The following is a 24,112-nucleotide window of genomic DNA, read 5'->3' on the forward strand; positions in this document are numbered from 1 at the left end:
TTGATTCGTCTGGTTGATGTGACGAAGTCATACGGCAGTATCAATGTATTAAAGCCGGTGAATCTGGACATTAAAGACGGCGAGTTTCTGACGATTCTGGGTCCGTCCGGATCCGGTAAAACCACTATTTTGCGCATGATCGGCGGGTTTACCGCGCCGACTTCAGGCCAGGTGTTATTGCGCGGCACTGACATTGTCAGCCTGCCGATTTTCAAAAGGCCGTTCAATACGGTGTTTCAGGACTATGCGCTCTTTCCCCACATGACCGTGGCGGGCAACGTGGGCTACGGGCTGCGTATTCGCCGCCTGCCCGCCGACCAGATCAAGGCCAAGGTCAAGGCCGTGCTCGAGACCGTCAACCTGGCAGACAAGGCTGACCGTTATCCGGCCGCACTGTCCGGCGGCCAGCGCCAACGCGTTGCCCTGGCCAGGGCCATCGTCTGCGAACCTCAAGTGATCCTGCTGGACGAACCCCTGGCGGCACTGGATGCCGAACTGCGTCGCTCGATGCAGGACTTTCTCAAGGACCTGCAGCGCAGGATTCGCACCACCTTTGTGTTCATCACCCATGACCAGGAAGAGGCGATCGCCATGTCGGATCGCATCGCGGTGATGGATCACGGCAGCCTCATTCAGGTGGGCACCCCCAAAGAGATTTACTACAAACCCAAAACCGAGTTTGTCGCGAAGTTCTTTGGGGAAAACAACTTGCTGCCAACCACCCCCAAGAACGCCGCGTTCATTGAGAGCCCGCTGGGCCAACACGCCGCACCCGGGGTCATGGATAAAGCACTGCAAATCGCCATCCGCCCTGAAAGTTTCAGCCTGCATGATGGTTCCGAATGCACGCCGGGGCAGCAGGTCACCCGCGCGAAGCTGGAAGGGCTGACCTTCCTCGGGCCCACCACGCAGTTATCACTGTCCCTGGGCAGCGCGGGGGTTCATCGAATCAAAGTCCGTTTACCGACGGCGCTGTGTGCCCATGATCTGAGTGTGGGGGCACAGGTTTCGCTGCGCTGGTCGGAGTCCGATGTCAGCTTTGTGCCGAGAGAAGCCTGATGACCTCCCTGACTCTGGAAATGGAACCCGCCAGCCCGAAACGGCTGCAGCTCACCCGGATCATTGTGAAACTGATGGTCTATGGCGTGCCCACGGTGATGATTTTAGTCCCGCTGATATCGTTCCTGGCGTACAGCTTTTTGGAACAGAAAAACGGTGTGCTGACGGGTAGTTTGACCCTGGCGAACTATGCAGGCTTTTTTGCCGGCAGCTACCTCAAGGTTTTTCTTGGCACGTTGAAGCTGGCGTTCTTCGTGGCCCTGGTTGCGTTGGTGTTCGGCTATATCATTTCCTACCTGATTTGGCGCCTGGAGGGCTCGGCGCGCTATTTGCTGCTGTTGCTCAGTGCCTTGCCACTGGTGATGAACTACGTCGTCAAGATTTACGCGATGCGCAGCATTCTGGGGTACAGCGGGTTTTTGAATTCGCTGTTGTTATCCCTGGGGATAATCGACGCGCCCAGCCGGCTGTTTATCTTTAACCAGACCGCCGTGATGATTGCGATGGCGGTGATCTACCTGCCGTTTGGCATCTTGCCGATCTTCCTGGCACTGGACCGCATTCCACCGTCACTGATTGCCGCCGCTGCCGACCTGGGGGCCAAGCCTGGCTGGACGTTTCTCACCATCGTCCTGCCCTTGAGTTTGCCCGGGTCGATTGCCGGTGCGTTGTTCGTGATGGTGATCGCCATTGGCGACTACCTCACGCCGCAAATGGTCGGCGGCAGCGAAGGCTTCACGTTTGGGCGCGCGATCTGGAGCCAGTTCGGTATGGCGTTCAACTGGCCCCTGGGGGCTGCACTGGCGGTTGTGTTGCTGGTGGCGGTGATCGCAATCATCGGGCTGGCGTCCCTTGTTTCCCGGATTGGGAGAGTGAAATGACCCCCATGGAACGTGTCACGCTCACGGTGTTGTGGGCGATCGGTGTGTTGGCGTTTGCCGTGCTGTATGCGCCGGCAGCCATTGTGGTAACGCTGTCGTTCTTCAGTATTAAAAGTCATCAGATTGACTGGTCGGATTTCAGCTTGCAGTGGTACGGCAAGTTTGCTGAAAACTCGCAGTTGCTGGATTCACTGGGTAATTCGTTATGGGTGGGTGCCTGCGCGGTAGTGGGTGCAACTATTATTTCGCTGGCGCTGGCCTACTACATGAAGACGGGGGCGCGCAAAGGTCAAAAATATATTGAGTTCGTTATATTTTTGCCGTTCGTATTGCCGGCGATCATTACCGGTATTTCATTGCTGGTGGCGTTTCGCGAAGTTGGCCTGGAACGTAGCCTGGTGACCGTTACCATCGGCCACGTGGTCCTGATACTGGCGGTGATCTACCGCATGATCATGATCAGGCTGGACACACTCGAAGAGTCACAGATTGAAGGCTCCCTGGACTTGGGCGCCAATGGTTTCGAGACGTTTATCTATATCGTCTTCCCTCAGTTGCGTTCCGCGTTAGTGACCAGCTCTCTACTGGCGTTTGCACTTTCGTTTGACGAAACACTGGTGACGTTCTTCCTGGTCGGAGGCGACAGCACCTTGCCGATGCGGTTGTGGGCAATGATGCGAACCGGCTTCACCCCGGAAATCAATGCACTGGTTTCGGTGGTGCTGTGTGTCACGCTTATTTGTGCGGCGATGGGCGCACTGTCCCTACGTCAAAGTATTGAACGCAAGGCATAACAACAACACGGCTTCACCGACGTTGAATCATTTTCTACTGCTGAGCAGGTGTCGTATACAAAGAGTGATCACTCAGTGGGCGGATAAATACGCCCAACTAGTTGGCACATAATAATTTAAAAGTATCGAGAGAGAACGACATGAAAAGACGTGATTTTTTGGCTTTAAGCACCGTCGTTGCGGCCAGCGCGCTGATAACGCCCAGTTTCATGCGCACGGCGGGGGCGGCGAGCAAAGAACTCAGGGTGTTGACGTGGGAAGGTTACGCGGACGACCAGTGGGTCAAGGCGTTCGAGAAAAAGACCGGCGCGTCGGTGTCCGTCACGTACGCGGCCAGTGTGGATGAGATCTTCGCCAAACTGACGGCGTCCCAAGGCGCCGATTATGACGTGATCGCCATCGAGACATCGTCGTACAAACGCCTGACCCAGGAAAAGCTGATCCAGCCCCTGGACGTGGCCAAGTTGCAGAACGCCAAGAACCTGATGCCGACGTTCCAGGACGTGTCGGCCATTACGTTTGATGGCAAGACTTACGCCGCCCCCTTCGCCTGGGGCTCCATCCCGCTGATCTACAACGCCGACGTGTTTAAAGTCGCGCCTGACAGTTGGGAAGTCCTGTGGGATGAAAAATACAAAGGCCGGATGATCATCGTGGACGACGCCAACAATGCCATTGTGACGGCGGCGTTGACCCTGGGCATTAAAGACCCGTTCAACTTGACCGATGAACAATTCGGTTTGATCAAGACCAAGTTGCTTGCGCAAAAATCAAACATCGCCAGTTATTACTCCGGGTTCGACGACGGTGTGAGCATCTTTGCCCAAGGCGGCATCGACTTCATGATGTCCATGGGTGAGCCTCAAGCCGCCATGCTCAAGAAGCGCAATGTGAATGCAGAACTGACCATTCCCAAAGAAGGCGCGATCGGCTGGATCGACTGCTGGTGCATCAGTGTTAAAGCCCGGGATGTGGGGCTGGCCCACGCCTGGGTCGATGCCATGCTTGAAAAAGACGTGGGCACGTATATCAGCGAGAAGACCGGCTACGGCAACTCCACCAATGAAGACGCGAATATCAAGATTGGCCTGACGTATTCCGACAAGTTGGTGTTCCTGCAGGCGCCTGAGGATTTCGGTCGCCGCATCGAGTTGTGGAACGAGATTAAAGCAACTTCAGTTTAATGACGTTGCCCTACCGACAAAAACAAGCCGTAAAAGGATCAGTACATGAAAGCACTATTCGAGGCTGTGCCGCTGGGTCTTACTGACCTTCGAGCGAGCAGGCTGGGGGTCGGCACGACGGCAATCGGTGGCCTCTATTCGCCGACCAGCGCCACCAGCGCCGAAGAGACGATGCAGGCGGCCTGGGACACGGGGGTGCGCTTTTTTGATTCTGCACCCCAATACGGCAACGGCATGGCTGAACAGCGCCTGGGCGCTTTTTTGCAGCGCAAGCCCCGGGATGAGTACGTGGTTTGCACCAAGGTCGGTCGCCTGCTGCGGGTGCCTGAAACGCCGGTGGTCGACGGCTACTACAAAGGCACGCCACCGGAGCGGCCGGTGTTCGATTTCAGCTATGACGGTGTGATGACCTCAGTGGAGGAGAGCCTGGCCCGCCTTGGTCTCGATCGCATTGACGTGTTGCACATCCATGACCCCGACCACCATTACCCGCAGGCCATCGAGGGTGCCTATAAAGCCCTCGACCGGTTGCGTGCTGACGGCACCATTGGCGCGGTCGGCGCCGGCATGAACCAGAGCAGCATGCTCGCCGAATTTGCCCGCCATGGTCATTTCGATTGCTTCCTGCTGGCGGGCCGCTACACCTTGCTGGAGCAGGGCGCCCTGGCCGAACTGCTGCCGCTGTGCGTACAAAAAAACATCTCGATCATTATTGGCGGGGTCTACAACAGCGGCATCCTGGCCAACCCCCGTGCCGGCGCAAAATTCAATTACGAAGACGCCGACCGGGCCCTGATCGACCGCGCCTTGAAACTCGAGAAAGTCTGCCTGAGCCATGGTGTGCCGTTGAAAGCCGCGGCCATCCAGTTTCCACTGGCACATCCTGCGGTGGCCAGCGTGCTCACGGGCCCCAGAACCCCGGCAGAAATGCTTGAAAACGCCGAACTGTTTCGCACGCCGATCCCCAGTGCCCTGTGGCAGGATCTCAAGGCCCAAGGGCTGATCGTTGCCGACGCGCCCACAGCGTGAAGGCCATCATGTCGAGCCCCATCATCGATACCCACCAGCACTTCTGGGACCTGAGCACCGGCACCTATCCCTGGATGGCCGGCGATGAGATGCGCCCGCTGCGGCGCAATTTTGGCCCGCAGGACCTGCAGCCACTGCTGGTTGAAAATGGCATCAGTGCCACGATCGTTGTGCAATGCCGGCATGACCTGGCGGAAACCCGTGACCTGCTGGCGATCGCTGCGGCCTATGACGTTGTAATCGGCGTTGTCGGTTGGGTCGACCTGGAAGCCGTCGACGTACCCGGGCAAATCGCCGCCTTGCGTGCCTTGCCCGGTGGCGACAAGCTCGTGGGCATCCGCCATAACGTCCACGACGAGCCCGACGGTGAGTGGCTGTGCCGGCCAGGGGTACAGGCCGGCGTGGCAGCGGTCATCAGCGCCGGCTTGACCTTTGACCTGCTGGTGCGCAGCAGGGAGTTGCCGGCGGCCACGGGGCTGGTGCGGCGCTATCCCCAAGGTCGTTTTGTGCTCGACCATCTGGCCAAGCCGCCCATCGCCGAGGGGTTCAGCCCCGCCTGGCATCAAGCCCTTGAGGCGCTTGCCCAGAGCGACAACGTCTGGTGCAAGGTCTCGGGCCTGGTCACCGAGGCCGCGCCCGGCGCCAGCGTCGACACCTTTGACCCCTACACACACATGGCCCTGAGCGTTTTCGGCGAGGCGCGGCTCTTGTTCGGCTCGGACTGGCCCGTCTGCACCCTGGCGGCGACTTACGCTGAGGTGAAGGCCATCGCTGAACGACTCGTCGCGACCCGCCCGGAGCTGGCGGCGCGGTTTTTCCACCTTAACGCGATCGACGCCTATAACCTGGGCTGACGCCCTGCACCCAAAGGACAACCCCATGAGCATCGACTTCAGTACCGGAACCTGGCTGAACCCGCCCGCCGATTGGGCAGCGGATGGTACCGCCCTGACCCTGACCACCGATGAAAACACCGACTTCTGGCGCAAGACCCATTACGGGTTCATCCGCGACACCGGGCACTTTTTGGGTTTCCCGGCGGCGAACGGGTTCACCGCGCAGATTCGTATCCAGGGTGAGTTCCGTACGCTTTACGATCAGGCAGGCCTGATGGTGCGGATTGATGAAACGCGCTGGATGAAAACCGGGGTGGAGTTCACCGACGGTGAGTTGTTCCTGAGTACGGTCATCACCGACGGGCAGTCTGACTGGTCGGTGTCCCAGCCTTTCAAAGAGCTGGAGGACTTCTACCTGCGAGTCACCGTGGGCAATGGCGCCATGCGTATCCAGGCGTCCCGCGACGGTGTGTTCTGGCCGCTGTTGCGCCTGGCGCCGTTCCCGGAAGCTGCCAGCTATCAGGTGGGGCCGACAGCCTGCACCCCGGAACGAAGCGGCCTGACCATTGGTTTTTCAGAGTTCTCCATTGGCCCGGCCACCACCAAAAACCTCCACGACTTGAGCTAGAGGACTTCCTATGCTGATTGGTATTGACCCGATCCTGAACGCCGACATCCTGTTCACACTGCGCGCCATGGGGCATGGTGACGAGATCGTCATCGCAGACGGCAGTTTCCCTGCGCAAACGGTGGCCAAGCGGTTGATTCGCATGGAGGCGGCCGACCTGTCGCGCATGCTCAAGGCCGTGCTGTCGGTGATGCCGGTCGATGAGTCCGAACCCGACCCAGTGGTGGGGATGGAAGTGATCGATGAGCCGGCCACGATTGTCACGGCGCACACGGTGATCCAGGATGCACTGGACGCGCTGCCCGGCGACTCGCCGACGCTGAGCCGCATCGAGCGTTTTGCGTTCTACGAGCGCGCCAAGGACGCGTTTGCGGTGATCGCCACGGGTGAAACCTTGTTCTACGGCAACGTGATCATCCGCAAAGGCACGGTGAACCTGGGCGGTAACTGACGCCGGCCGGGCACATAAAAAAGGGGACCTTCGGGTCCCCTTTTTTGCGGTGTGTGATCAGGTGATCGCACCGATCTGCCAAGGTACAAACTCATTCTGCCCATAGCCGTGGGTTTCGCTCTTGCTGGGCTCGCCGGACGCCACCCGCAGCATCATCTCGAAGATATACATACCGCGCTCTTCAATCGTGTCGGTGCCGTCGGCGATGCCACCACAGTTCACGTCCATGTCCTCTTCCTGATGGTTGAACATGTGGGAGTTGGTCGCGATCTTGATCGAGGGGGAGGGCGCACAGCCGAAGGCCGAGCCCCGGCCGGTGGTGAACGCCAGCAGGTTGGCACCGCCTGCCACTTGGCCGGTGGCGGAAATAGGGTCGTAGCCGGGGGTGTCCATGAACACCAGGCCGTGGGCGGTGACGGCTTCGGCGTATTCATAGACATCCACCAGGTTGGTCGAGCCGCCCTTGGCCACGGCGCCCAGGGATTTCTCGAGGATGGTCGTCAACCCGCCGGCCTTGTTGCCGGCCGACGGGTTGTTGTTGAGCTCGGCATTCATGCGCTGGCAGTAGCTTTCCCACCAGCGGATACGGGCGATGAGTTTTTCACCGACTGCGTCGCTGACGGCACGCCGCGTCAACAGGTGTTCGGCACCATAGATCTCTGGTGTTTCGGAGAGGATCGCCGTGCCGCCAGCGGCCACGAGGCGGTCGACTGCATTGCCCAGGGCCGGGTTGGCGGTGATCCCGGAGTAACCGTCCGAACCGCCGCATTGCAGGCCGACCACCAGGTGTTTGGCGCTGACCGCCTGGCGGTGTACCTGGTTGGCGGCCGGCAGCAGGGCCTTGATTTGTTCAATGCCGTTGGCGATGGATTTCGAGGTACCGCCCACCCCCTGGATAGTGAACACACGCAGGTGCGCGCCGGCTTCCAGGTGCTGGGCCTTGAGCAAATCGTCGATCTGGTTGGTCTCGCAACCCAGGCCAATCATCAGCACCGAATGGAAGTTGGCGTGCACCGCATAGCCGCCCAGGGTGCGCTGCAACATGGCCAAGGCTTCGCCACCGGGGTCTACTGCACAGCCGATGCCGTGGGTCAGGGCCACCACACCATCCACGCCCGGGTAGGGGGCGAGGGCGTCGGGGTGGATGTCACGCCGGAAGTAATCGGCGATCGCTCGCGCCACGGTGGCCGAGCAATTCACCGAGGTCAGCACGCCGATGTAGTTGCGCGTGGCCACGCGGCCGTCCGGGCGAACGATGCCCATGAACGTCGCTTCGCGGTGGGGCGTTGGTTTGGCATCGACGCCGAATGCGTGACTGCGGGAAAAGTGCGCCATGCCGAGGTTATGGCTGTGGACGTGGGCACCGGCCTCGATCGCCACCGACGCGACGCCGATGATCTGGCCATAGCGCCGTACATTTTCACCGGCCTCGATCCGGCGCACCGCGACCTTGTGCCCGGCCGGAATCGCCTGCTGCACCACCACGCCGTTCTCTTCCAGGACCAGCCCCGCCGGCAGTGGCTGGCGGGCGATCAGTACATCGTCATGGGGGTCCAGGCGGATCGTGGCGGCGGCAATCTGGCTTTGCGCACTTGTTTTGGCAATCAGTTCCATTACGGCACCTTACTGTGGGAAACGCGGATGCAGCGGTATGGCGCGATCCTAACGCCGGCCCGATCGTGGGGGTAATGAAAATCCGGCGGCCTGGGATAACTGCGCGTTATCGGCGTGACGGCGGTGCAAGGCTTACGTGGTCAGTTCCTCGATCAACAAGTGCGTCAGTTGCGAGAGTTCCACCTGGGTGCGCGTGACAATGGCGAACGGCTCGCTCTTGGGGGTGATGGTGCAGGGCAGGGCGGTCAGCATGGCTTGCAACAACGGCAGCTCGGCCACATCGGTGGGCAACACCGCCACCAGGTTCGGGTCGCTGATCAGCAACAACAGGGTGGCGAAGGTGGACGAGGTTTCGATGGGGTGGGCGGGGAAGTTCACCCCTGACTCGTGGAACTCGCGCTCCAGCGTCTGGCGCAACGGCATATTCGCCGAGAAGATCACCCAGCCTGAGTCTGCCAGCTCCTCAAGGGTCAGCGATTCGCGTCCCACCAGCGGGTGGTTGGGGTTGGCCATCACCACCAGTGCTTCGGGTTTCATGCTGATGCTGTCGTAGGCCGTGGGGCGCGGGCTCACGCTGGGGTAACACAGCGCCATGTCCAGGCGCCCCTGGTCCAGCAGGCTCAGCAGCTTGACGCTGGTGTCTTCGACGATCTCGATGGTTGCCTGGGGTTGACGCTTGCGCAGGCGCAACACACCCGCGGTGAGCAGGGGCACGCCCCCCATGATCGTACCCACGGTGAGGCGCCCGCCGTGGCCCTGGAAGATCCCGTGCATCTCCTGGCGCAGATGGGACAGGTCCGTCAGGATCAGTCGCGCGTAGCGAATCGCGCAGCGGCCCATGGCGTTGGCGTTCAGCCCCTTGCTGGTGCGCTCGAACAGCGTCGCGCCGAGGGTTTCTTCCACGTCGTGCAGGGCCTTGGTGGCGCCGGGCTGGGTGATGCCGATGATCTCGGCGGCCCGGTGAATGGAGCCGTGATCGTCCAGTGCAACCAACAGGCGCAACTGCTTGAGACGAAGGCGCGAGGAGAGCGTTTCCAGGGTTGGCATCGTCATCAGGCAGACGCTTTTTTTAGAGGAGGTGCCCGGCATTAGGCATCAGCAGGCGCCAAAACGCTAGCCACCGGCGGGCGGGGATAGCCAGTGGTTATCGGCAGGGGGTGCAGTTGTCATTACTCGTGCGCCAGGAAGTGCAGTACTTTTCATCCAGCGGGTTTGGCGGCGTTTTCAAGTGCGTCGTCCACACCGCAAAACGATTCGGGTTGTTTTACAGAACAGGAGCCACGTACATGCCTGACCGGCCAGAAAACACGCCAGAAGTGACGGGCAAAACCCGGGTATTGGGCATTCTTGCCCACCCCACTGATCATGTAAAAGCGCCGCCCAAGATCAACCGGATTGCCCGTGAGCGGGGCAGTGACGCGATCATGGTACCGATGAATGTGGCGCCGGAAGATTTCGAACCCTTCGTCAATGGCCTGCGAACCTTACTGAGCTTCGACGGGGCCATCGTCACGGTGCCGTTCAAGCAAGCCATCTTGCCGTTGTGCGATGAACTCAGTGAGCAGGCCGCCGCCGTGGGGGCGGCCAACGTCATCCGGCGCATGGCCGATGGCCGTCTGGTGGGGGATCAATTGGATGGCGTGGGTTTCCTCCGTGGTCTGGAGCATGCCGGCATCGACGTCGCGGGCCAGTCGGTGTACCTGGTGGGTGCCGGCGGTGCGGCGAATGCGGTGGCGTTTGCGCTGGCCCAGGCCGGCATCGGCCGCCTGACCCTGGCCAACCGCAGTGAGCACAAGAGTGCCGAACTCAAGGAGCGCCTGCTGCGTCACTACCCGGCCCTGGAGGTGTCCCTCGGCACCCAAGACCCGGGCGGCCACCAACTGATCATCAATGGCACCTCGCTGGGCATGCATGCCGCAGACCCGTTGCCTCTGGATGTAACCCGACTGACCCCACAGATGACCGTGGCGGAAGTGGTCCAGGAACCGGAGCGCACCGCGCTGCTGATCGCGGCTGAACACCTCGGCTGCCGGGTGCACCTGGGGCGCCATATGCTGGAGCACCAGGTGCAGTTGATGGCGGACTTCCTTGGCCTGTAACCGGCCATACTCATTTCGCAAGAAGGATTGATCATGAACGAATTAGCCATCCACGGCGGGCCCCGCGCTATCGAGGGGACGTTGCCAAGCTTCCGTGACGCGTCCGGGCGCACCTTCGGTGCCGAGGAAGAACGGTTGCTGCTGGAAGTGATCCGCTCCGGCAGCCTGTCCTTTCTGGTCGGCCCCAAGACCCGACAGTTCGAGCAACGCTTTGCCGAACTGTATGACGTATCGACCGCCGTCGCCGTCGCCAATGGCACGGCAGCCCTGCATACCGCGGTGATCTTCCTGAACCCGGAACCGGGCGACGAGATCATCCTGTCGCCGGTCACCGACATTGGCACGGTGATTCCGGTGCTCGCGCAGTTGGCGGTGCCGGTGTTCGCCGATGTCGACCCGCTGACGCAGAACCTCGACCCGGCCTCCATCGAAAAGAACATCACCCCACGCACCCGCGCGATCATCGTGACCCATGTGTTTGGCCATCCGGCAGACATGGACGCGATCATGGCGATCGCCCGCAAGCACAACCTGTTTGTCATCGAAGACTGCGCCCAGGCGCACCTGGCTTACTACAAGGGCCAGTTGTGCGGCACGTTTGGCGATGTGGGCTGCTTCAGCTTCCAGCAATCCAAGCACATGACCACCGGCGATGGCGGCATGGTCATCAGTAACCGCAGCGAATACCACGGCCGGGGCCTGCGCGCCTGCAGCGACAAGGGTTGGCCACGGGAGCGCGGTGGCCGCGACCACTTGTTCCTGGCACCCAACTACCACATGACCGAATTGCAGGCGGCGGTGGGTTTGGCGCAGGTCGAGAAACTGCAGCAGTTTGTCGACGCGCGGGTCGCGTCGGCTGATCGCCTGACCGAACTGCTGGACGGCTTGGCCATCCAGCCGGTGTTGCCGCTGCCGGGGACCCTTGGGGTGTACTTTTTCTATTCGTTCCGTGTGGACACGGCGCAATTGACGGTGCCGATGCCGGACGTGATGAAAGCGCTGGTGGCCGAAGGGATTGATGGCTTTATCGGTTACCCGGGCGAGGTGCCGTTGTACCGCTACCCGGTGATCCGCGAACGCAAGACCTTCGGCACCTCGGGGTTGCCCTTTACCTTGCCGGGTGTCACCCCGCAGGACTTTTCCGGCAGCGTTTGCCCGGTGGCAGAGAAGGCCTGCAAGGAAACGGTGTGCATGTGGTGGACCGACCGTTTCGAGGAGCAACACCTGCAAGGCATCGCCCAGGCGATTCGCAAAGTCCTGACCGCCTATGGCCGAGGTTGAGACCCGATGGACGAAGATATGAACATGCCCCCTGTGCTCGGCCAACAGTTTATCGCGGGGGGCCGTAGCGGCCTCGGCGAGCCCCGTCACCGGAGCGTCGATGCCGCCACGGGCGAAGCCTTGCCGTGGGCGTTCCACCAGGCCACGCTGGACGAAGTCGGGCAAGCCGCCCTGGCGGCAAAAAATGCCTTCGGTGTTTATCGCCAACTGAGCCCGGTGCGGCGCGCGGAATTTCTTGAAGCGATCGCCGAGGAACTGGAGGCGCTGGACCAGCACTTCGTGGCCACCGTGTGCCGGGAAACCGCGCTGCCCGCCGCGCGGATCCAGGGCGAACGCCTGCGCACCAGTCATCAGATGCGCCTGTTCGCCCAGACGCTGCGCCGGGGCGACTTCCTCGGTGCGCGGATTGACCTGGCGCTGCCGGATCGCCAACCGTTGCCACGGGTCGACCTGCGCCAGTACCGCATTGGTGTCGGGCCGGTGGCGGTGTTTGGTGCGAGCAATTTCCCCTTGGCGTTCTCCACGGCGGGTGGCGATACGGCCTCGGCGCTGGCGGCCGGTTGCCCGGTGGTGGTCAAGGCCCACAGTGGTCATATGGCCACGGCTGACCAGGTGGGCTGCGCCATCGAGCGCGCGGCCAAACGCACGGGCATGCCGGCGGGCGTGTTCAACATGATTTTCGGCGAGGGCGTCGGTGCGGACCTGATCAGGCACCCGGCGATCCAGGCGGTGGGGTTTACCGGTTCGCTGCACGGTGGCAACGCCCTGTGCAAGATCGCCGCCGAACGGGCGCAGCCGATACCGGTGTTTGCCGAGATGTCCAGCATCAACCCGGTCATCCTGCTGCCCGATGCGCTGGCAGCCCGTGGCGCAGCCCTCGCGGGCGAGCTGGCCGGGTCGGTGGTGCTGGGGGCAGGGCAGTTCTGTACCAACCCTGGCCTGGTGCTCGGGATCCGTGGCCCGGCCTTCACCGCGTTCACTCAACAGCTCCAGGCGCACCTGCAGGCACAGGCACCGCAGACCTTGCTCAATGCCGGGGGCCTGCGCAGTTATCAGAAGGGCGTCAATGCCTTGAAGACGTGCCCGGGTGTCGCGCACCTGGCAGGGCCGTCGCAGGAGGGCAACAAGGCGCAGGCGCACCTGTTCAAGGCCGACCTGGCGTTGCTGCTGGAAGGGCATGCCTTGCTACAGGAAGAAGTCTTCGGCCCTGCCACCGTGCTGATCGAAGTGGCAGACGATGGGCAGCTCGAGCAAGCGGTGCAGGCGTTGCGCGGCCAATTGACGGCGACCCTCATCGGTGAACCGAGCGACCTGCACCACTACCAATGGCTGGTGCCGCTGCTGGAGGAGAAGGTCGGCCGCATCCTGGTCAATGGTTATCCGACTGGCGTCGAAGTGTGCGACGCCATGGTGCATGGCGGCCCTTACCCGGCGACCAGCGATGCCCGAGGCACCTCGGTGGGCAGTCTGGCGATTGATCGGTTCCTGCGGCCGGTGTGCTATCAGAATTACCCGGACAGCCTGTTGCCCGCCGCGTTGCAGAACGCCAACCCCCTGGGTATCAAGCGGTTGGTGACGGGGGAGTGGACCCTCGACCCCGTGGGTTAAGTGCGCGGCTGAGGTTGCAAGTGCGCCGGCAAGCGGCGCAGCGTCCACCACACCGTGAGCATCGCCGCCACCGCACTCAGGGCGATGCCGACCAACATCGGCGCCGGGGTGTGGTCGGCGAACAAGCCGGCCAGGGACATGGCCGCGGCGGCGGTGATCATCTGGATCGCCCCCAGTAGCGCCGACGCCGAGCCGGCCACGGCGCCATGATCTTCCAGGGACAGCACCCCGGCCGCCGGCAACAGCAGGCCAAGGAAACCAAAACCGATAAACAGCAGCGCCATCATCCACGGCAGGCTGTTGCCCCATAGCGTGGTGAGGGCCAACACGCTCATGACCGTGGCCACGCCGAGCACGGACCCGCGAATCAACGGCGCCAGGCCGAAACGGGCACTCAAGCGCGCCGTCAGTTGGCTGAGGGCAAAAAACGACGCGGCATTGAGGGCAAAGCACAGGCTGAATTGGGTCGGTGTCAGCCCGTAATACTCGATGTACACGAACGGCGCGCTGCCGATGAACACAAAGAACGTCGCCAGGCCAAAACCGCCCACCACCGACAACCCGGTAAACACCGGGTCGCGCAGTAACGCGCCGTAGCTGCCGAACGCACTGCCCAGGGTTTTGCCCAGGCGGCGTTCGGCGGGGTGGGTTTCCGGCAGTTGCACGATGGTCATGATCAGGCACAACACGGCGGCCACAGCCAGCACTAAAAACACTTCGCGCCAGCTCCACACCGCAATGATCAGGCTGCCGGCCAACGGGGCGAGAATCGGTGAAATACTCACCACCAGCATCAACAACGCCATCAAGCGTGCGGCTTCATGGCCGGTGTACAAGTCGCGCACCACCGCCCGGGGAATCACCATCCCGGCACAGGCGCCAAAGGCCTGCAACGCCCGGAAGCCAATCAGCACCTCAATGGAGGGGGCGAGGGCGCAACCTATGCTGCCCACGATGAAAATCACCAGGCCGGCATAGATCGGCGGCTTGCGCCCAAACACGTCGCTGATCGGGCCGTAGAACAACTGGCACACACCGATGATCAGGAAGAACACCGTCAGGCTCATCTGCACCGCAGCAGGCGAAGCGTGCAGGCTGGCGCCCAAGGTCGGCAAGGCCGGCAGGTAAATGTCGATGGCAAACGGGCCGACGGCGGTGATCAAACCCAGTAGCAGGGCGAGGTGGGCGATACTTCGAGACATGGGGCGACCAGGCGGCGGTAAAAAGAGGGGCCAGCTTAGTGATCGACCCCGACGCTTACAAGCCATCGCCGCGATGCCAAGCCCCGCTGGGTGTGAGATAGAGGCAAAGTGCCAGGCTCCAAAAACTCAGATGATCAACGTTGTGTAACCTGATTGTTGCAATTTGTATCCAATACTCCTGTCTCCGCCGCCCAGTCCCAAGGAGTATCGCTATGCAGGTCATCCCGGTCGATAACATCCCCAGCAAAGGTGCCAACGCCAACTGGAACAAGGCCGTTTCCAAGGCCGTGGACAATCCACCTGCCGATAACACCTTCGGGCCGGACATGAAGCGACCTGAGGGTGATTTTCGCAGTGCCCAGCAGATCATCGACGACAACCCATTGCTCAAGAACCTGGGTAACCAGAGCGGTGTGAAAGATAAACTCAAGGAGCGTGTCGGCGATTTCGAGCACGATCCGGACGCGGCGTACCGAGCCTCCAAGGTCCTGGAACACGTGGAAAAACTCGATGAAAACGGCCAGTTGATCACCACCCGCCTTTCCGAACGCAACGATGCCGGCAATGGCAAGATCGACGGTTTCACCAAGGGCGGCGACGCGCGGCACGGGACCGAGGCCGGGCGTCTGCAGGACTTTGGCAAGTACGGTTGGGACAGCCTCAAGGGCAACCTGCCGTTGACTGTACCGGCGCCGATGTCGCCGCCCAAGGGTGATGCGCCCTCCAACCATTTGCCGTTGCCGGGTGAGGGGCGGCCCATGGGCGACACTCGCAGTGCCCAGCAGATCATCGACGACAACCCTTTATTGAAAAACCTGGGCAACCAGAGCGGGGTCAAGGACAAGCTGCGCGAGCGGGTCGGTGACTTTGAGCACGACCCGGATGCGGCCTGGCGTGCGGCCCAGGTGCTCAACTACGTGGAAAACTACGACGAAACCGGCAAGCACATTGATGGCGGCAGCGCGGGCAATGGCCGCATCGACGGCTTCACCAAGGACGGCGAGGCACGCCACGGCACAGAGGCCGGGCGCCTACAGGATTTTGGCAAATACGGCTACGACAACCTCAAGGGCCTGGATGGCAACAGTGCCGACGACCAGATCAAGGACCTTAACGCCCAGGCAACGGAGGCGGCGGTCAAGGCCGCCGGCGGTGACGCGTCCAAAGTCGGCGCGGACTACTTTGTCAGCGGCAAGAGCAGCGCCAGCGGGGCGGATAAAGTCGCGGCGATCATCCAGTTGTCTACCGGGCTGGCCAACTTCCAGGCCGGCGCCGATGCCTTTGCCCACCAGGGGCCGGACTCAGACACATCGTGGTCCGGTGAGGGCAAATCACCCGGCCAGCAACGCGAGGACTTCACCAAGGATGTGCAGAGCCGCATCGATAAACTCAGCCAAGACCCGGACTTACAGCAGTTCCTCAATACCCAGGGCACTGAGCAGTTACAGAAAGGGGTCGCCGCCGACCCTGCATTGAAAGCGGAAATGGAACGCCGCCTGGACGCTTCGTCCAGCACCGATGCCCTGGAAAGCGCGTTTGCCGCCAAGGACGCCAACGGCAACCCGGTGAGCACCACCGAGGCGTTGTCGAATTTTATCAAGCACCCGGACTTCTACGCCCAGGCGCTGGGCAAAAAGCCGGACTACAAAAAAGCCCTGGAAAACGCGCCGCAAGACATCAAGGACAAGGTCAAGGCCGAGTACGAACACATCAGCTCCGGCAAAGAGATCAACGACCTGATCGCCAGCGGTGTGGCACCGGACAAAGCGGTGATTCAGTCCGGCGTCAACAAGGCGATTTTCGACGCGGTACTTGACGACAAGACCGTGCAGGCCGGTAGCGCCACGTTCAACGATGCGACCGCCAAGCTTGGCCGTGAGGACTTGCTCAAGGGCCAGACCATCGATGATTTTTATCGCGGCCTGGGCGTCACCGGCGCGAACGACCCGCGCCTTGAGCAAGTGATCAACGACAACATAGCCAGCTTTACCGTGCCCGGCGAAGCGCCGCCGAAGACCGCCGATATCATCAGCGGCATCCGCGCGGTGGAAGACGCCATGCGCGGCGGCGCCAAGTTTGACGATGCCATCAAAAAAGTCGAGAGCACCTGGGGCGGCAAGCTGCCGTCGGGCGTCAGCGCGGCGTATAAGGCCGGGGTCATGCACGGGGTCTCCGGCGTGTTGCTGGCCGGCGCGATCGGCACACGCATTGCCAATGGCAAGGGCGGCAGCACGGCGCAGACGGTTGGCCAGTCGTTCCAGGCGGCCGGCCTGTTCATGGAAGGCGGGTCCAAGTTTGTCCAGGATCAGTTCACCCGGGCCAGCCAGGGCGATTACAAATTCGACGCCCCCAAGTACGTAAAAGACGTGGAGAACGTTGGCAAAAGCCTCGGTGGCGTGGCCGGTAACGTACTGGGTCTGGTCACGGGCGCACTGTCGGCGAAGAACTCGGCCCAGAGCGGTGACAAGGTGGCCGCCGGTTTCCAGGGCACCTTTGCTGGCCTCAATGGCCTGTCGGCAGTGGCGGGTGCGGTGGAGGTCGCCACCTATGTGGTGCCGCGCATTACCACCGTCGCCGCAGGCGTGGCGGAGGCGGCCGGCGTCATCGGTGGTGCCGCGGGCGCCCTGGCCGGCGCGGTGGGCGGCGTTGCGGCAGTGGGTGGCTTGATCTACGCGATCATCGCCGATATCAAGGCCGACAATGCGCGCCAGAAGCAAGAGGCGGATTGGTACAAGGGGCTGACCGATCAGCTCGGTGGCTTCGGGCTGACCCCGCCGCCGCTGGACGTGATTATTGCGCCGAAGAACGGCTACATACCGGTGGGCAATCCCAGCGTCAATTACTGAGTGGCAGCAGCCTGTGCCGGCGCACCGGCACAGGCTGACTCAGCCGATCATGCGCCACCGACACCGTTGCCCACCATGTGCCCCGGCACGATGATGCGGTCATAGTCCTGCTCGCTGACCTTGCCGGACTTGAGCGCCGCGGCCTTGAGCGTCGAACCTGTGGCCTGGGCATCCTCGGCAATGTGCGCCGAGTTCTGGTAGCCGATCACCGGCGACAGGGCCGTTACCAGCATCAGGTTGTTGTCCAGGTAGCTCTGGATTTTCTCGCGATCCAGCTCGGTGCCTTCCACGGAATACGTGCGGAATTTCTCGCAGCCATCCGCCAGGAGGGTGGCCGAGTGCAGGACGTTGTTGATGATGATCGGGCGCATCGCGTTCAGCTCAAAGTTGCCCTGGCTGCCGGCGAAGGCCACGGCCGTGTCGTCGCCGATCACCTGGATGGCGATCATCACCATGGCTTCGCACTGGGTCGGGTTGACCTTGCCGGGCATGATCGACGACCCCGGTTCGTTGGCCGGCAGCTTGAGTTCGCCCAACCCGCAACGCGGGCCCGAGGCCAGCCAGCGCATGTCGTTGGCAATCTTCATCAGCGCCACTGCGGCGCCACGCAGCGCGGCACTGGCGCGCACCATCGCATCGAGGGAGCCCTGGGCCATGAACTTGTTCGGCGCGGTCACGAATGGCTTGCCGGTCAGCTCGGCGATCTTCGCCGCAATGTTGACCGAAAACCCTTCGGGGGCATTCAGCCCGGTGCCGACAGCCGTACCGCCGAGGGCCAATTCGTAGAGGCCTTTGCGGCTATGCTGGATCTCGGCGCTGCACGCGCGGATCTGTGCCGCCCAGCCGCTCCATTCCTGGCCCACCGACAACGGCGTGGCATCTTCCAGGTGGGTGCGGCCAACCTTGATCACGTCCATCCAGCCTTGGGCCTTGTTCTCGATGGTCTCGGCGAGCCGGTCCAGTTCCGGCACCAGTCGTTCATCAATCAGGGTGATGGCGGCAATGTGCATGGCCGTGGGGAAACTGTCGTTGGATGACTGGCCCATGTTCACATCATCGTTGGGCCCGACCGGGTGCTGGCTGCCGAGGGTGCCGCCGAGCAATTGGATCGCGCGGTTAGACAGCACTTCGTTGACGTTCATGTTGGACTGGGTGCCTGAACCGGTCTGCCAGACATACAGCGGGAAGTGCGCGTCGAGTTGGCCGGTAATGGCTTCGTCAGCGGCCTGCACGATGGCGGCGCTTTTCCATTGCGCCAGGCGCCCGGCCTCGGCGTTGACCAGGGCACAGGCTTTTTTCACCACACCATAAGCGTGGTAGACCGACTTGGGCATGCGGTCATTGCCAATGGAGAAGTGTTGCAGAGAGCGCTGGGTCTGGGCGCCCCAGTATTTGTCCGCGGGCACATCGACCGTGCCCATGCTGTCGAATTCGCTGCGCTTGCCGTCGGCGTCGAGGCCGATGGCGATGTTCTGCAGGGTAGGAGGGTGTGCAGTGGAATCGGTCATGGTCTAGCTCTCAGTTGAAGGGCGTTTAGGTTGAACAGCCAGCGCGAGCAGTAATCCGACGGCGATGGCGGCGCTGACGATCACCGTGGTGATGACCAGCGATGTGGTGGTGGCAATCAGCGGTAAGGTCGAGTTCGCCCCTTGCGACATCAATTCCAGGCTGCCGACGCTGGCGCGGAACCCATAGGAGCCAGGCACCAGTGCGACAATGCCGGGGAAGGCAAACGCGACGGCCGGTACCCGCAGGCGCAATCCGACGATGAGCGCCACCACGCCAGCGGCAAAGGCACCGAGTAAAGACGCGATGGCCAGGTCGAAGCCGTGTTGCTGCAACAGCGTACGCACGCCATGGCTGGCGACCCCGCAGAGCATGCAGACCCACAGCAGGCGCCAGGGCACGTTGAAAAACAGCGCATAACCCGCCGCGGCCGTGGCGGCGAACAGCATGTCGTAGCCCAGCGGCAACGCACCTGGCCCGCTGTCGATGGGTAGGCTGTCACCCGCCACGGCCGCCGCCAGAAACACGGCAAAGCCGATCACCAGCACGGTCATCGAACCGCCGCCAATACGCGCCAGGCCGTTGCCCGGGTGGCCGCTGACCAGGTCGCGTACGCCGTTGATCAACGGCACACCCGGTACCAGGATCATCCCGGCGGCGGTCAGGCACAGCACCGGTGAAACCCCACCGAAGCACCCATGCAGCACCAGAATGCTGCACAGCCCGCTGAGCAAGGCGGTGATAAACACCACGGCCACCGCATTCAGCGGATAGCGGCCGAGCACCCGACGCAGCAGCGCGCTGAACAACCCCGCGACAAACGCTGCCGCGACCACCGACCACTCCGCGCCAAACAGACGGGCCAGCGACCCGGCGGTGATGGCCACACCCACGGCCATGCACCACGCCGAATGCTGGGGCGTGGCCCGCTCCACGCCGTCGAGTCGGGCATCGATGAGCGGCAGCGCCAGCGAGCCGTCGCAGATGGCGTCGATCACGTGTTGCAGGGCTATCAGCGTGCCCATGTCCACGGTCATTCCACCCAATACATGGGCGGTGGTGGTCTGGAACTGTGCGTCGGCGCCGGCGGTAATCAGCAGCGCGTCGGCGGTGACCACCACTTGCACGGTGTGGCCCAGTGCGCGGGCCACCTCGGTCAGGGTGCCTTGGGTGTGCCGGGTATCGGCGCCATGGGTCAGCAAGATCCGCCCGATGCGCGCGGTGATCTGCGCCACGCGCTCCAGCGCCACCTCAGACATTCTTGAGGCCCAGTACCGGCGCGGTATCGGCACGGGACTGGCGGCAGGCGTCGGCGTCGGTCTTCAGGTCAATCCCGAAGGTGGGAATAACCTGTTGCAGGCGCGGCAGCCACGCGTCGGGCGTGAGCTTGTCGGCGAAACATTTGCGCAATACCTCCAGGGCAATATGCGCCGCCGTCGACGCCCCGGGGGACGCGCCCAGCAGCGCGACGATCGACTTGTCTTCGGCGGCGATCAGCTCGGTACCGAACACCAGTTGCCCGCCGCCATGGCCGGTCGGCTTGATGATCTGCACACGCTGGCCGGCGACGGCTTCGCGCCAGTCGGTCGGGTTGGCGCCGGGGAAAAATTCCTTGAGCGAGGCAAAGCGCTGATCGGCGGTCTGGGTGACCTGGCTGATCAGGTACTTTTCCAGGTCCCAGCTGTGCACCGCCACATCAAGCATCGGCGCGAGGTTGGCCGGGCGGATCGATTTGAACAGGTCAAGGTACGAGCCGGTCTTGAGGAACTTGCTCGAAAACCCGGCATACGGGCCAAACAGCATCGAGCGCTTGCCGCCGATGATGCGCGTATCCAGGTGCGGCACCGACATCGGCGGCGAGCCGTGGGGGGCCTTGCCATACACCTTCGCCTGGTGCTGCGCGGCGACGTCTTCTACATCACAGCGCAACCAGATGCCGCTGACGGGGAAGCCCGCGTAGCCATGCCCTTCAGGGATGCCGGACTTTTGCAGCAACTCGATCGACGCACCGCCGGCACCGATAAACACAAACCTGGCCTGGGTGATTTCATGGGTGCCGGACGCCAGGTCCTTGGCCGTTACCAGCCACTGGCCGTCGTCACTGCGCGACAGGTCGACGATCTGATGCTGATACTCCACGGTGAAGCCCGGCTGCCTGGCGAGTTGCCCGACCAGCAAGTGGGTGAGGGCGCCATAGTCGACGTCCGAGCCGCTGGCCATGCGGGTGGCCGTCACGATTTCATTGGGGTCGCGACCTTCCATCACCAACGGTGCCCAACTGGCGATCACCTTGGGGTCTTCGCTGTATTCCATGCCGTGGTAGCAGTGGTGGGCCGACATCGCCTGGAAGCGCTTGCGCAGAAACTCGCGGTTCTCTTCACCGGTGACAAAACTCATGTGCGGGCAGGCATGGATAAACGCCGCCGGGTCGGCAATCGCGCCTTTGCGCACCAGGTACGTCCAGAGCTGGCGGGAGATATCGAACTCGACGTTCACCTCCAGGGCATTGCTGATATCGACACTGCCATCGGGCTTGAGCGGCGTGTAGTTCAGTTCGCAGTTGGCGGCGTGACCGGTGCCGGCGTTGTTCCAGCCATCCGAGCTCTCCTGGGCGCAGTCATGCAACGCCTCATACATCGCCACCTCAAGGGACGGTTCCAGCTCCTTGAGCATCGTCGCGACGGTGGCACTCATGATGCCGGCGCCAATCATCACAACGTCGGCGGTTCGGGACACTTTTGCTTTGGACATGGGCGCTACCTTCAGTGAGGAAATAATGCATGACCGCGTGCGCCATTGGGACGATCGATAATTCCTTCTTTGAAGACCGAATCGTCTTCTGGATTACTCCCTATACGTACTGATCGGATCATCAATAAGGCTCCCGTGGGTGACCGTGCGGAAGTTGCGGGGTTTAACGTTGCCTGCAGCGGTTAGACGTACCAGGCGTATGAATATTCCATGCCGTTTGAAAAACGCCTGAATATTCATAAAAGCGGGATTTTCGCCTGAAGGCCGCATTTTTACTGGTTTCAAGTGAAATAATGTAACGCGTTTGCAGACAATAAGAGGCGGCTTAAAATGCCGTCAAGCGAATAAGCGGGCCGCTGAGACATATTCCATTTTTGGTTCAGTGTACGTTCAGTTTATATCGCAAGTATGACTGGGCAGGGGGGCGAAGTTGTCGAGACAACTGACCACTGAATTATAAAAGAATGCCATTAATGAATAATTATTCATGGGTTGCGTATGGTTGGCAGATTAAAAAATCAGAGGGACGTATTAACACAAGTACAGGCCTGATTAGGTTAACTCAACTAAATATCCATTTAGTTGAGTTGGATATCAGGGCAGGGGGCTCAGGGTTGGGAGAGGGCAGCGGTGCGTCGTTCAGCGATGCGTTCAACCGTTTGCATATGTTCCGTGCCCCACTGACACAACGTGCCCAATGCGGTGGCCAAGGATTGCCCGAAGGGCGTCAGGGAGTACTCGACTTTGGGCGGTATTTCGTGGAAATCCATACGCGTAACGATCTCGTCACGCTCCAGTTCCTTGAGTTGCTGGATCAGCACCTTATCGGTCACGCCGCCAACCGCACGTCTTAATTCGCCATATCGGTGGACATTCTGCGCCAGGTTGAACAGCACAAGGGGCTTCCATTTGCCACCAATCACCGCCAGAGCGGCTTCAAGACCACAGTTGAAAGAGGTGTTGGCCATGGTTGTACAGGCTCCGAGTGGTACTTACTAAAAGGTGCATACTATTCAAAAGAATAGCGCAGTTCTACAGTTGAGCCTCAACGTTATTCTTTGGAGTTCATAATGAGCAGGCTCAACGGGAAAGTTGCAGTGGTTACCGGCGGCAACAGCGGCATCGGCCTGGCAACCGCCATTCGCTTTGCGGCTGAAGGCGCGCAGGTCGTGATCGTAGGACGTCGGCAGGAAGCACTGGATAAAGCGCTACAGCTGATCGGTCCCGACGCCATCGCGATACGGGGTGACATTTCAAATCTGGACGATCTGGAGCGGATTTTCACACAGGTGAAAGCAACCAAGGGTCGGGTTGACGTGTTGTTTGCCAACGCCGGCCTGGGGGATTTTCAGCCGATCGGATCGATCACCGAGGAATCGTTTGACCGAACCTTTGGCATCAACGTCAAAGGCACACTGTTCACCGTGCAAAAAGCATTGCCACTGATGAGTGCTGGCAGCTCAGTGATCCTGACCGGTTCGACCACCGGCACCATGGGCACGCCGGCATTCAGCGTGTACAGCGCCACAAAAGCGGCAGTACGTAATTTCGCCAGGAGCTGGGCGCTGGATCTGAAAGGCACGGGCATTCGCGTCAACGTGCTGTCACCCGGGCCGATCTCGACACCCGGCCTGGACCTGGCGCTTTCAGGCACAGGACAAAAGGAAGCAATCATCGACGACATGACGGCGCAGCTTCCATTGAGCCGTATCGGCAAGCCTGAAGAAGTTGCAGCCGCCGCGTTGTTCCTGGCATCGGATGAGAGCAGCTTCATGACGGGCAGTGAAATGTTTGTCGACGGAGGCTTTGCTCAGGTTTGAGCCACACCGGGGTTTTGCCTGTAGACATCTGACCGGCAGAGCCCCTCAGGTTTTCAGATATTGGCTTGCGAGTACCTGAGGGCGCTGCGTGAAATCGAATGGGGACTGACCCTGGAAGCGTAACATTGTATTACGCATAATGTATATTATGTTAAATCATCTGTTATGTCAGATATGTTCATGAGCGTGTCAAACCACTGATTCGACAAATCCGCTTCTGGCGGCCGTCAAGCCGACAACCTTTTCGTCCGAGTTGGCGAAGCCGAAACGGCAGCTTTTCCTCAGATCGCCCCGTGTATCCGTGGCCAGTACCTGCGGTTGCTGAGGCGGTATCTGTCCTGGTGCGTCACCCGTTACATTTCGCGCGCACGCCGGAACTCAACCGCCCAGGCTAACATTGAGGTCGTAGTTGCAGATGTCGCCGACGTCATTGAACGGCGCTTTGAGAGCCATATCATCAATGCAGCGATAAGGGTGATGGCGTACGCTAAAAATACGCGGACACCATCGCCCTAAATGCTGG

Annotated in this window: 20 protein-coding genes; 13 read left to right on the forward strand and 7 right to left on the reverse strand. The window is 61.4% G+C overall.

Annotated elements, in window-relative coordinates; translation table 11 throughout:
• Nucleotides 1-57 precede the first annotated feature (57 nt).
• The 8 genes from HX855_RS21555 (at nucleotide 58) to HX855_RS21590 (ending at nucleotide 6,862) form a co-directional block, all read left to right on the forward strand.
• Nucleotides 58-1,059 (forward strand): ABC transporter ATP-binding protein, encoded by a 1,002-nt coding sequence (locus HX855_RS21555; protein ID WP_218175828.1) that lies wholly within the window; start codon nucleotides 58-60, stop codon nucleotides 1,057-1,059.
• The gene (locus tag HX855_RS21560) at nucleotides 1,059-1,940 is read left to right on the forward strand and encodes an ABC transporter permease (RefSeq protein ID WP_218175829.1); all 882 of its coding nucleotides are present in this window, start codon (nucleotides 1,059-1,061) and stop codon (nucleotides 1,938-1,940) included. The genes HX855_RS21555 and HX855_RS21560 overlap by 1 nt, the downstream gene beginning before the upstream one ends.
• Nucleotides 1,937-2,734 carry an ABC transporter permease gene (locus tag HX855_RS21565; RefSeq protein WP_177085832.1) on the forward strand — a complete coding sequence of 266 codons (798 nt, stop codon included), beginning with the start codon at nucleotides 1,937-1,939 and terminating at the stop codon, nucleotides 2,732-2,734. Before HX855_RS21560 ends, HX855_RS21565 begins: the two co-directional genes overlap by 4 nt.
• Nucleotides 2,735-2,874: 140 nt before the next feature.
• Complete coding sequence (locus HX855_RS21570; protein WP_177085835.1) at nucleotides 2,875-3,918, forward strand: ABC transporter substrate-binding protein; 1,044 nt, start codon at nucleotides 2,875-2,877, stop codon at nucleotides 3,916-3,918.
• Nucleotides 3,919-3,963: 45 nt separating this feature from the next.
• Nucleotides 3,964-4,947: an aldo/keto reductase gene (locus HX855_RS21575; RefSeq protein ID WP_177085837.1), complete on the forward strand. Its 984-nt coding sequence runs from the start codon at nucleotides 3,964-3,966 to the stop codon at nucleotides 4,945-4,947.
• Between the two features lie 8 nt (nucleotides 4,948-4,955).
• Complete coding sequence (locus HX855_RS21580; RefSeq protein ID WP_177085839.1) at nucleotides 4,956-5,801, forward strand: amidohydrolase; 846 nt, start codon at nucleotides 4,956-4,958, stop codon at nucleotides 5,799-5,801.
• Nucleotides 5,802-5,826: 25 nt separating this feature from the next.
• On the forward strand, nucleotides 5,827-6,411 hold the full coding sequence (locus HX855_RS21585; protein ID WP_177085841.1) for a DUF1349 domain-containing protein: 585 nt from the start codon (nucleotides 5,827-5,829) through the stop codon (nucleotides 6,409-6,411).
• A 10-nt stretch (nucleotides 6,412-6,421) separates the two neighbouring features.
• Complete coding sequence (locus HX855_RS21590; RefSeq protein ID WP_177085843.1) at nucleotides 6,422-6,862, forward strand: RbsD/FucU family protein; 441 nt, start codon at nucleotides 6,422-6,424, stop codon at nucleotides 6,860-6,862.
• A 57-nt stretch (nucleotides 6,863-6,919) separates the two neighbouring features.
• Here HX855_RS21590 and HX855_RS21595 read toward each other — a convergent pair whose 3' ends face one another.
• Together HX855_RS21595 and HX855_RS21600 are read right to left on the reverse strand one after the other, a co-directional pair.
• A complete protein-coding gene (locus HX855_RS21595) occupies nucleotides 6,920-8,476 on the reverse strand; it encodes a UxaA family hydrolase (RefSeq protein ID WP_177085845.1) in 1,557 nt (518 codons plus the stop codon).
• A 132-nt stretch (nucleotides 8,477-8,608) separates the two neighbouring features.
• Nucleotides 8,609-9,529, reverse strand: a complete 921-nt coding sequence (locus HX855_RS21600; protein WP_256353000.1) for a LysR family transcriptional regulator — start codon at nucleotides 9,527-9,529, stop codon at nucleotides 8,609-8,611.
• A 233-nt stretch (nucleotides 9,530-9,762) separates the two neighbouring features.
• Here HX855_RS21600 and HX855_RS21605 point away from each other — a divergent pair, with 233 nt between their 5' ends.
• Genes HX855_RS21605 through HX855_RS21615 form a run of 3 tightly spaced genes read left to right on the forward strand, consistent with a single transcriptional unit; the run spans nucleotide 9,763 to nucleotide 13,464 of the window.
• A complete protein-coding gene (locus HX855_RS21605) occupies nucleotides 9,763-10,575 on the forward strand; it encodes a shikimate dehydrogenase (protein ID WP_177085847.1) in 813 nt (270 codons plus the stop codon).
• Nucleotides 10,576-10,608: 33 nt separating this feature from the next.
• Nucleotides 10,609-11,856, forward strand: a complete 1,248-nt coding sequence (locus HX855_RS21610; RefSeq protein WP_177085849.1) for a DegT/DnrJ/EryC1/StrS aminotransferase family protein — start codon at nucleotides 10,609-10,611, stop codon at nucleotides 11,854-11,856.
• Between the two features lie 24 nt (nucleotides 11,857-11,880).
• Nucleotides 11,881-13,464, forward strand: a complete 1,584-nt coding sequence (locus HX855_RS21615) for an aldehyde dehydrogenase (NADP(+)) (RefSeq protein ID WP_177086163.1) — start codon at nucleotides 11,881-11,883, stop codon at nucleotides 13,462-13,464.
• Here HX855_RS21615 and HX855_RS21620 read toward each other — a convergent pair.
• Entirely contained in the window at nucleotides 13,461-14,666 is a 1,206-nt protein-coding gene (locus tag HX855_RS21620) for a multidrug effflux MFS transporter (protein WP_177085851.1), read from the reverse strand. The two genes, HX855_RS21615 and HX855_RS21620, sit on opposite strands and share 4 nt — an antisense overlap.
• A 212-nt stretch (nucleotides 14,667-14,878) precedes the next feature.
• Between HX855_RS21620 and HX855_RS21625 the strand changes: the two genes are divergently transcribed.
• A complete protein-coding gene (locus HX855_RS21625) occupies nucleotides 14,879-17,512 on the forward strand; it encodes a hypothetical protein (RefSeq protein WP_177085853.1) in 2,634 nt (877 codons plus the stop codon).
• 47 nt (nucleotides 17,513-17,559) lie between these two features.
• On the opposite strand, the gene fumC is transcribed toward HX855_RS21625, so the two are convergent.
• The 4 genes from fumC to HX855_RS21645 all read right to left on the reverse strand — a co-directional run bounded on the left by fumC (nucleotide 17,560) and on the right by HX855_RS21645 (nucleotide 22,737).
• Nucleotides 17,560-19,020, reverse strand: a complete 1,461-nt coding sequence (gene fumC / locus HX855_RS21630) for a class II fumarate hydratase (RefSeq protein WP_177085855.1) — start codon at nucleotides 19,018-19,020, stop codon at nucleotides 17,560-17,562.
• A gap of 3 nt (nucleotides 19,021-19,023) precedes the next feature.
• On the reverse strand, nucleotides 19,024-20,277 hold the full coding sequence (locus tag HX855_RS21635) for a threonine/serine exporter ThrE family protein (protein WP_177085857.1): 1,254 nt from the start codon (nucleotides 20,275-20,277) through the stop codon (nucleotides 19,024-19,026).
• On the reverse strand, nucleotides 20,270-21,784 hold the full coding sequence (gene mqo / locus HX855_RS21640; protein ID WP_256353007.1) for a malate dehydrogenase (quinone): 1,515 nt from the start codon (nucleotides 21,782-21,784) through the stop codon (nucleotides 20,270-20,272). The genes HX855_RS21635 and mqo overlap by 8 nt, the downstream gene beginning before the upstream one ends.
• Nucleotides 21,785-22,377: 593 nt before the next feature.
• Nucleotides 22,378-22,737 (reverse strand): helix-turn-helix domain-containing protein, encoded by a 360-nt coding sequence (locus HX855_RS21645; RefSeq protein ID WP_177085861.1) that lies wholly within the window; start codon nucleotides 22,735-22,737, stop codon nucleotides 22,378-22,380.
• Nucleotides 22,738-22,839: 102 nt separating this feature from the next.
• On the opposite strand from HX855_RS21645, the gene HX855_RS21650 reads away from it, so the two are divergent.
• Nucleotides 22,840-23,589, forward strand: coding sequence for an SDR family NAD(P)-dependent oxidoreductase (locus HX855_RS21650; protein WP_177085863.1), 750 nt, complete (start codon nucleotides 22,840-22,842; stop codon nucleotides 23,587-23,589).
• The last annotated feature ends 523 nt before the right edge of the window (nucleotides 23,590-24,112 follow it).

Source organism: Pseudomonas sp. IPO3778 (genome assembly GCF_013386825.1).
GTDB lineage: Bacteria > Pseudomonadota > Gammaproteobacteria > Pseudomonadales > Pseudomonadaceae > Aquipseudomonas.

Coding starts and splice junctions, on each gene's coding strand:
- HX855_RS21595 (WP_177085845.1), bottom strand. CDS start 8,476: ATGGAACTGATTGCCAAAACAAGTGCGCAAAGCCAGATTGCCGCCGCC.
- HX855_RS21635 (WP_177085857.1), bottom strand. CDS start 20,277: ATGTCTGAGGTGGCGCTGGAGCGCGTGGCGCAGATCACCGCGCGCATC.
- HX855_RS21620 (WP_177085851.1), bottom strand. CDS start 14,666: ATGTCTCGAAGTATCGCCCACCTCGCCCTGCTACTGGGTTTGATCACC.
- HX855_RS21605 (WP_177085847.1), top strand. CDS start 9,763: ATGCCTGACCGGCCAGAAAACACGCCAGAAGTGACGGGCAAAACCCGG.
- HX855_RS21590 (WP_177085843.1), top strand. CDS start 6,422: ATGCTGATTGGTATTGACCCGATCCTGAACGCCGACATCCTGTTCACA.
- HX855_RS21615 (WP_177086163.1), top strand. CDS start 11,881: ATGCCCCCTGTGCTCGGCCAACAGTTTATCGCGGGGGGCCGTAGCGGC.
- HX855_RS21650 (WP_177085863.1), top strand. CDS start 22,840: ATGAGCAGGCTCAACGGGAAAGTTGCAGTGGTTACCGGCGGCAACAGC.
- HX855_RS21560 (WP_218175829.1), top strand. CDS start 1,059: ATGACCTCCCTGACTCTGGAAATGGAACCCGCCAGCCCGAAACGGCTG.
- HX855_RS21580 (WP_177085839.1), top strand. CDS start 4,956: ATGTCGAGCCCCATCATCGATACCCACCAGCACTTCTGGGACCTGAGC.
- HX855_RS21645 (WP_177085861.1), bottom strand. CDS start 22,737: ATGGCCAACACCTCTTTCAACTGTGGTCTTGAAGCCGCTCTGGCGGTG.
- HX855_RS21585 (WP_177085841.1), top strand. CDS start 5,827: ATGAGCATCGACTTCAGTACCGGAACCTGGCTGAACCCGCCCGCCGAT.
- HX855_RS21600 (WP_256353000.1), bottom strand. CDS start 9,529: ATGACGATGCCAACCCTGGAAACGCTCTCCTCGCGCCTTCGTCTCAAG.
- HX855_RS21570 (WP_177085835.1), top strand. CDS start 2,875: ATGAAAAGACGTGATTTTTTGGCTTTAAGCACCGTCGTTGCGGCCAGC.
- HX855_RS21610 (WP_177085849.1), top strand. CDS start 10,609: ATGAACGAATTAGCCATCCACGGCGGGCCCCGCGCTATCGAGGGGACG.
- HX855_RS21575 (WP_177085837.1), top strand. CDS start 3,964: ATGAAAGCACTATTCGAGGCTGTGCCGCTGGGTCTTACTGACCTTCGA.
- fumC (WP_177085855.1), bottom strand. CDS start 19,020: ATGACCGATTCCACTGCACACCCTCCTACCCTGCAGAACATCGCCATC.
- HX855_RS21625 (WP_177085853.1), top strand. CDS start 14,879: ATGCAGGTCATCCCGGTCGATAACATCCCCAGCAAAGGTGCCAACGCC.
- HX855_RS21565 (WP_177085832.1), top strand. CDS start 1,937: ATGACCCCCATGGAACGTGTCACGCTCACGGTGTTGTGGGCGATCGGT.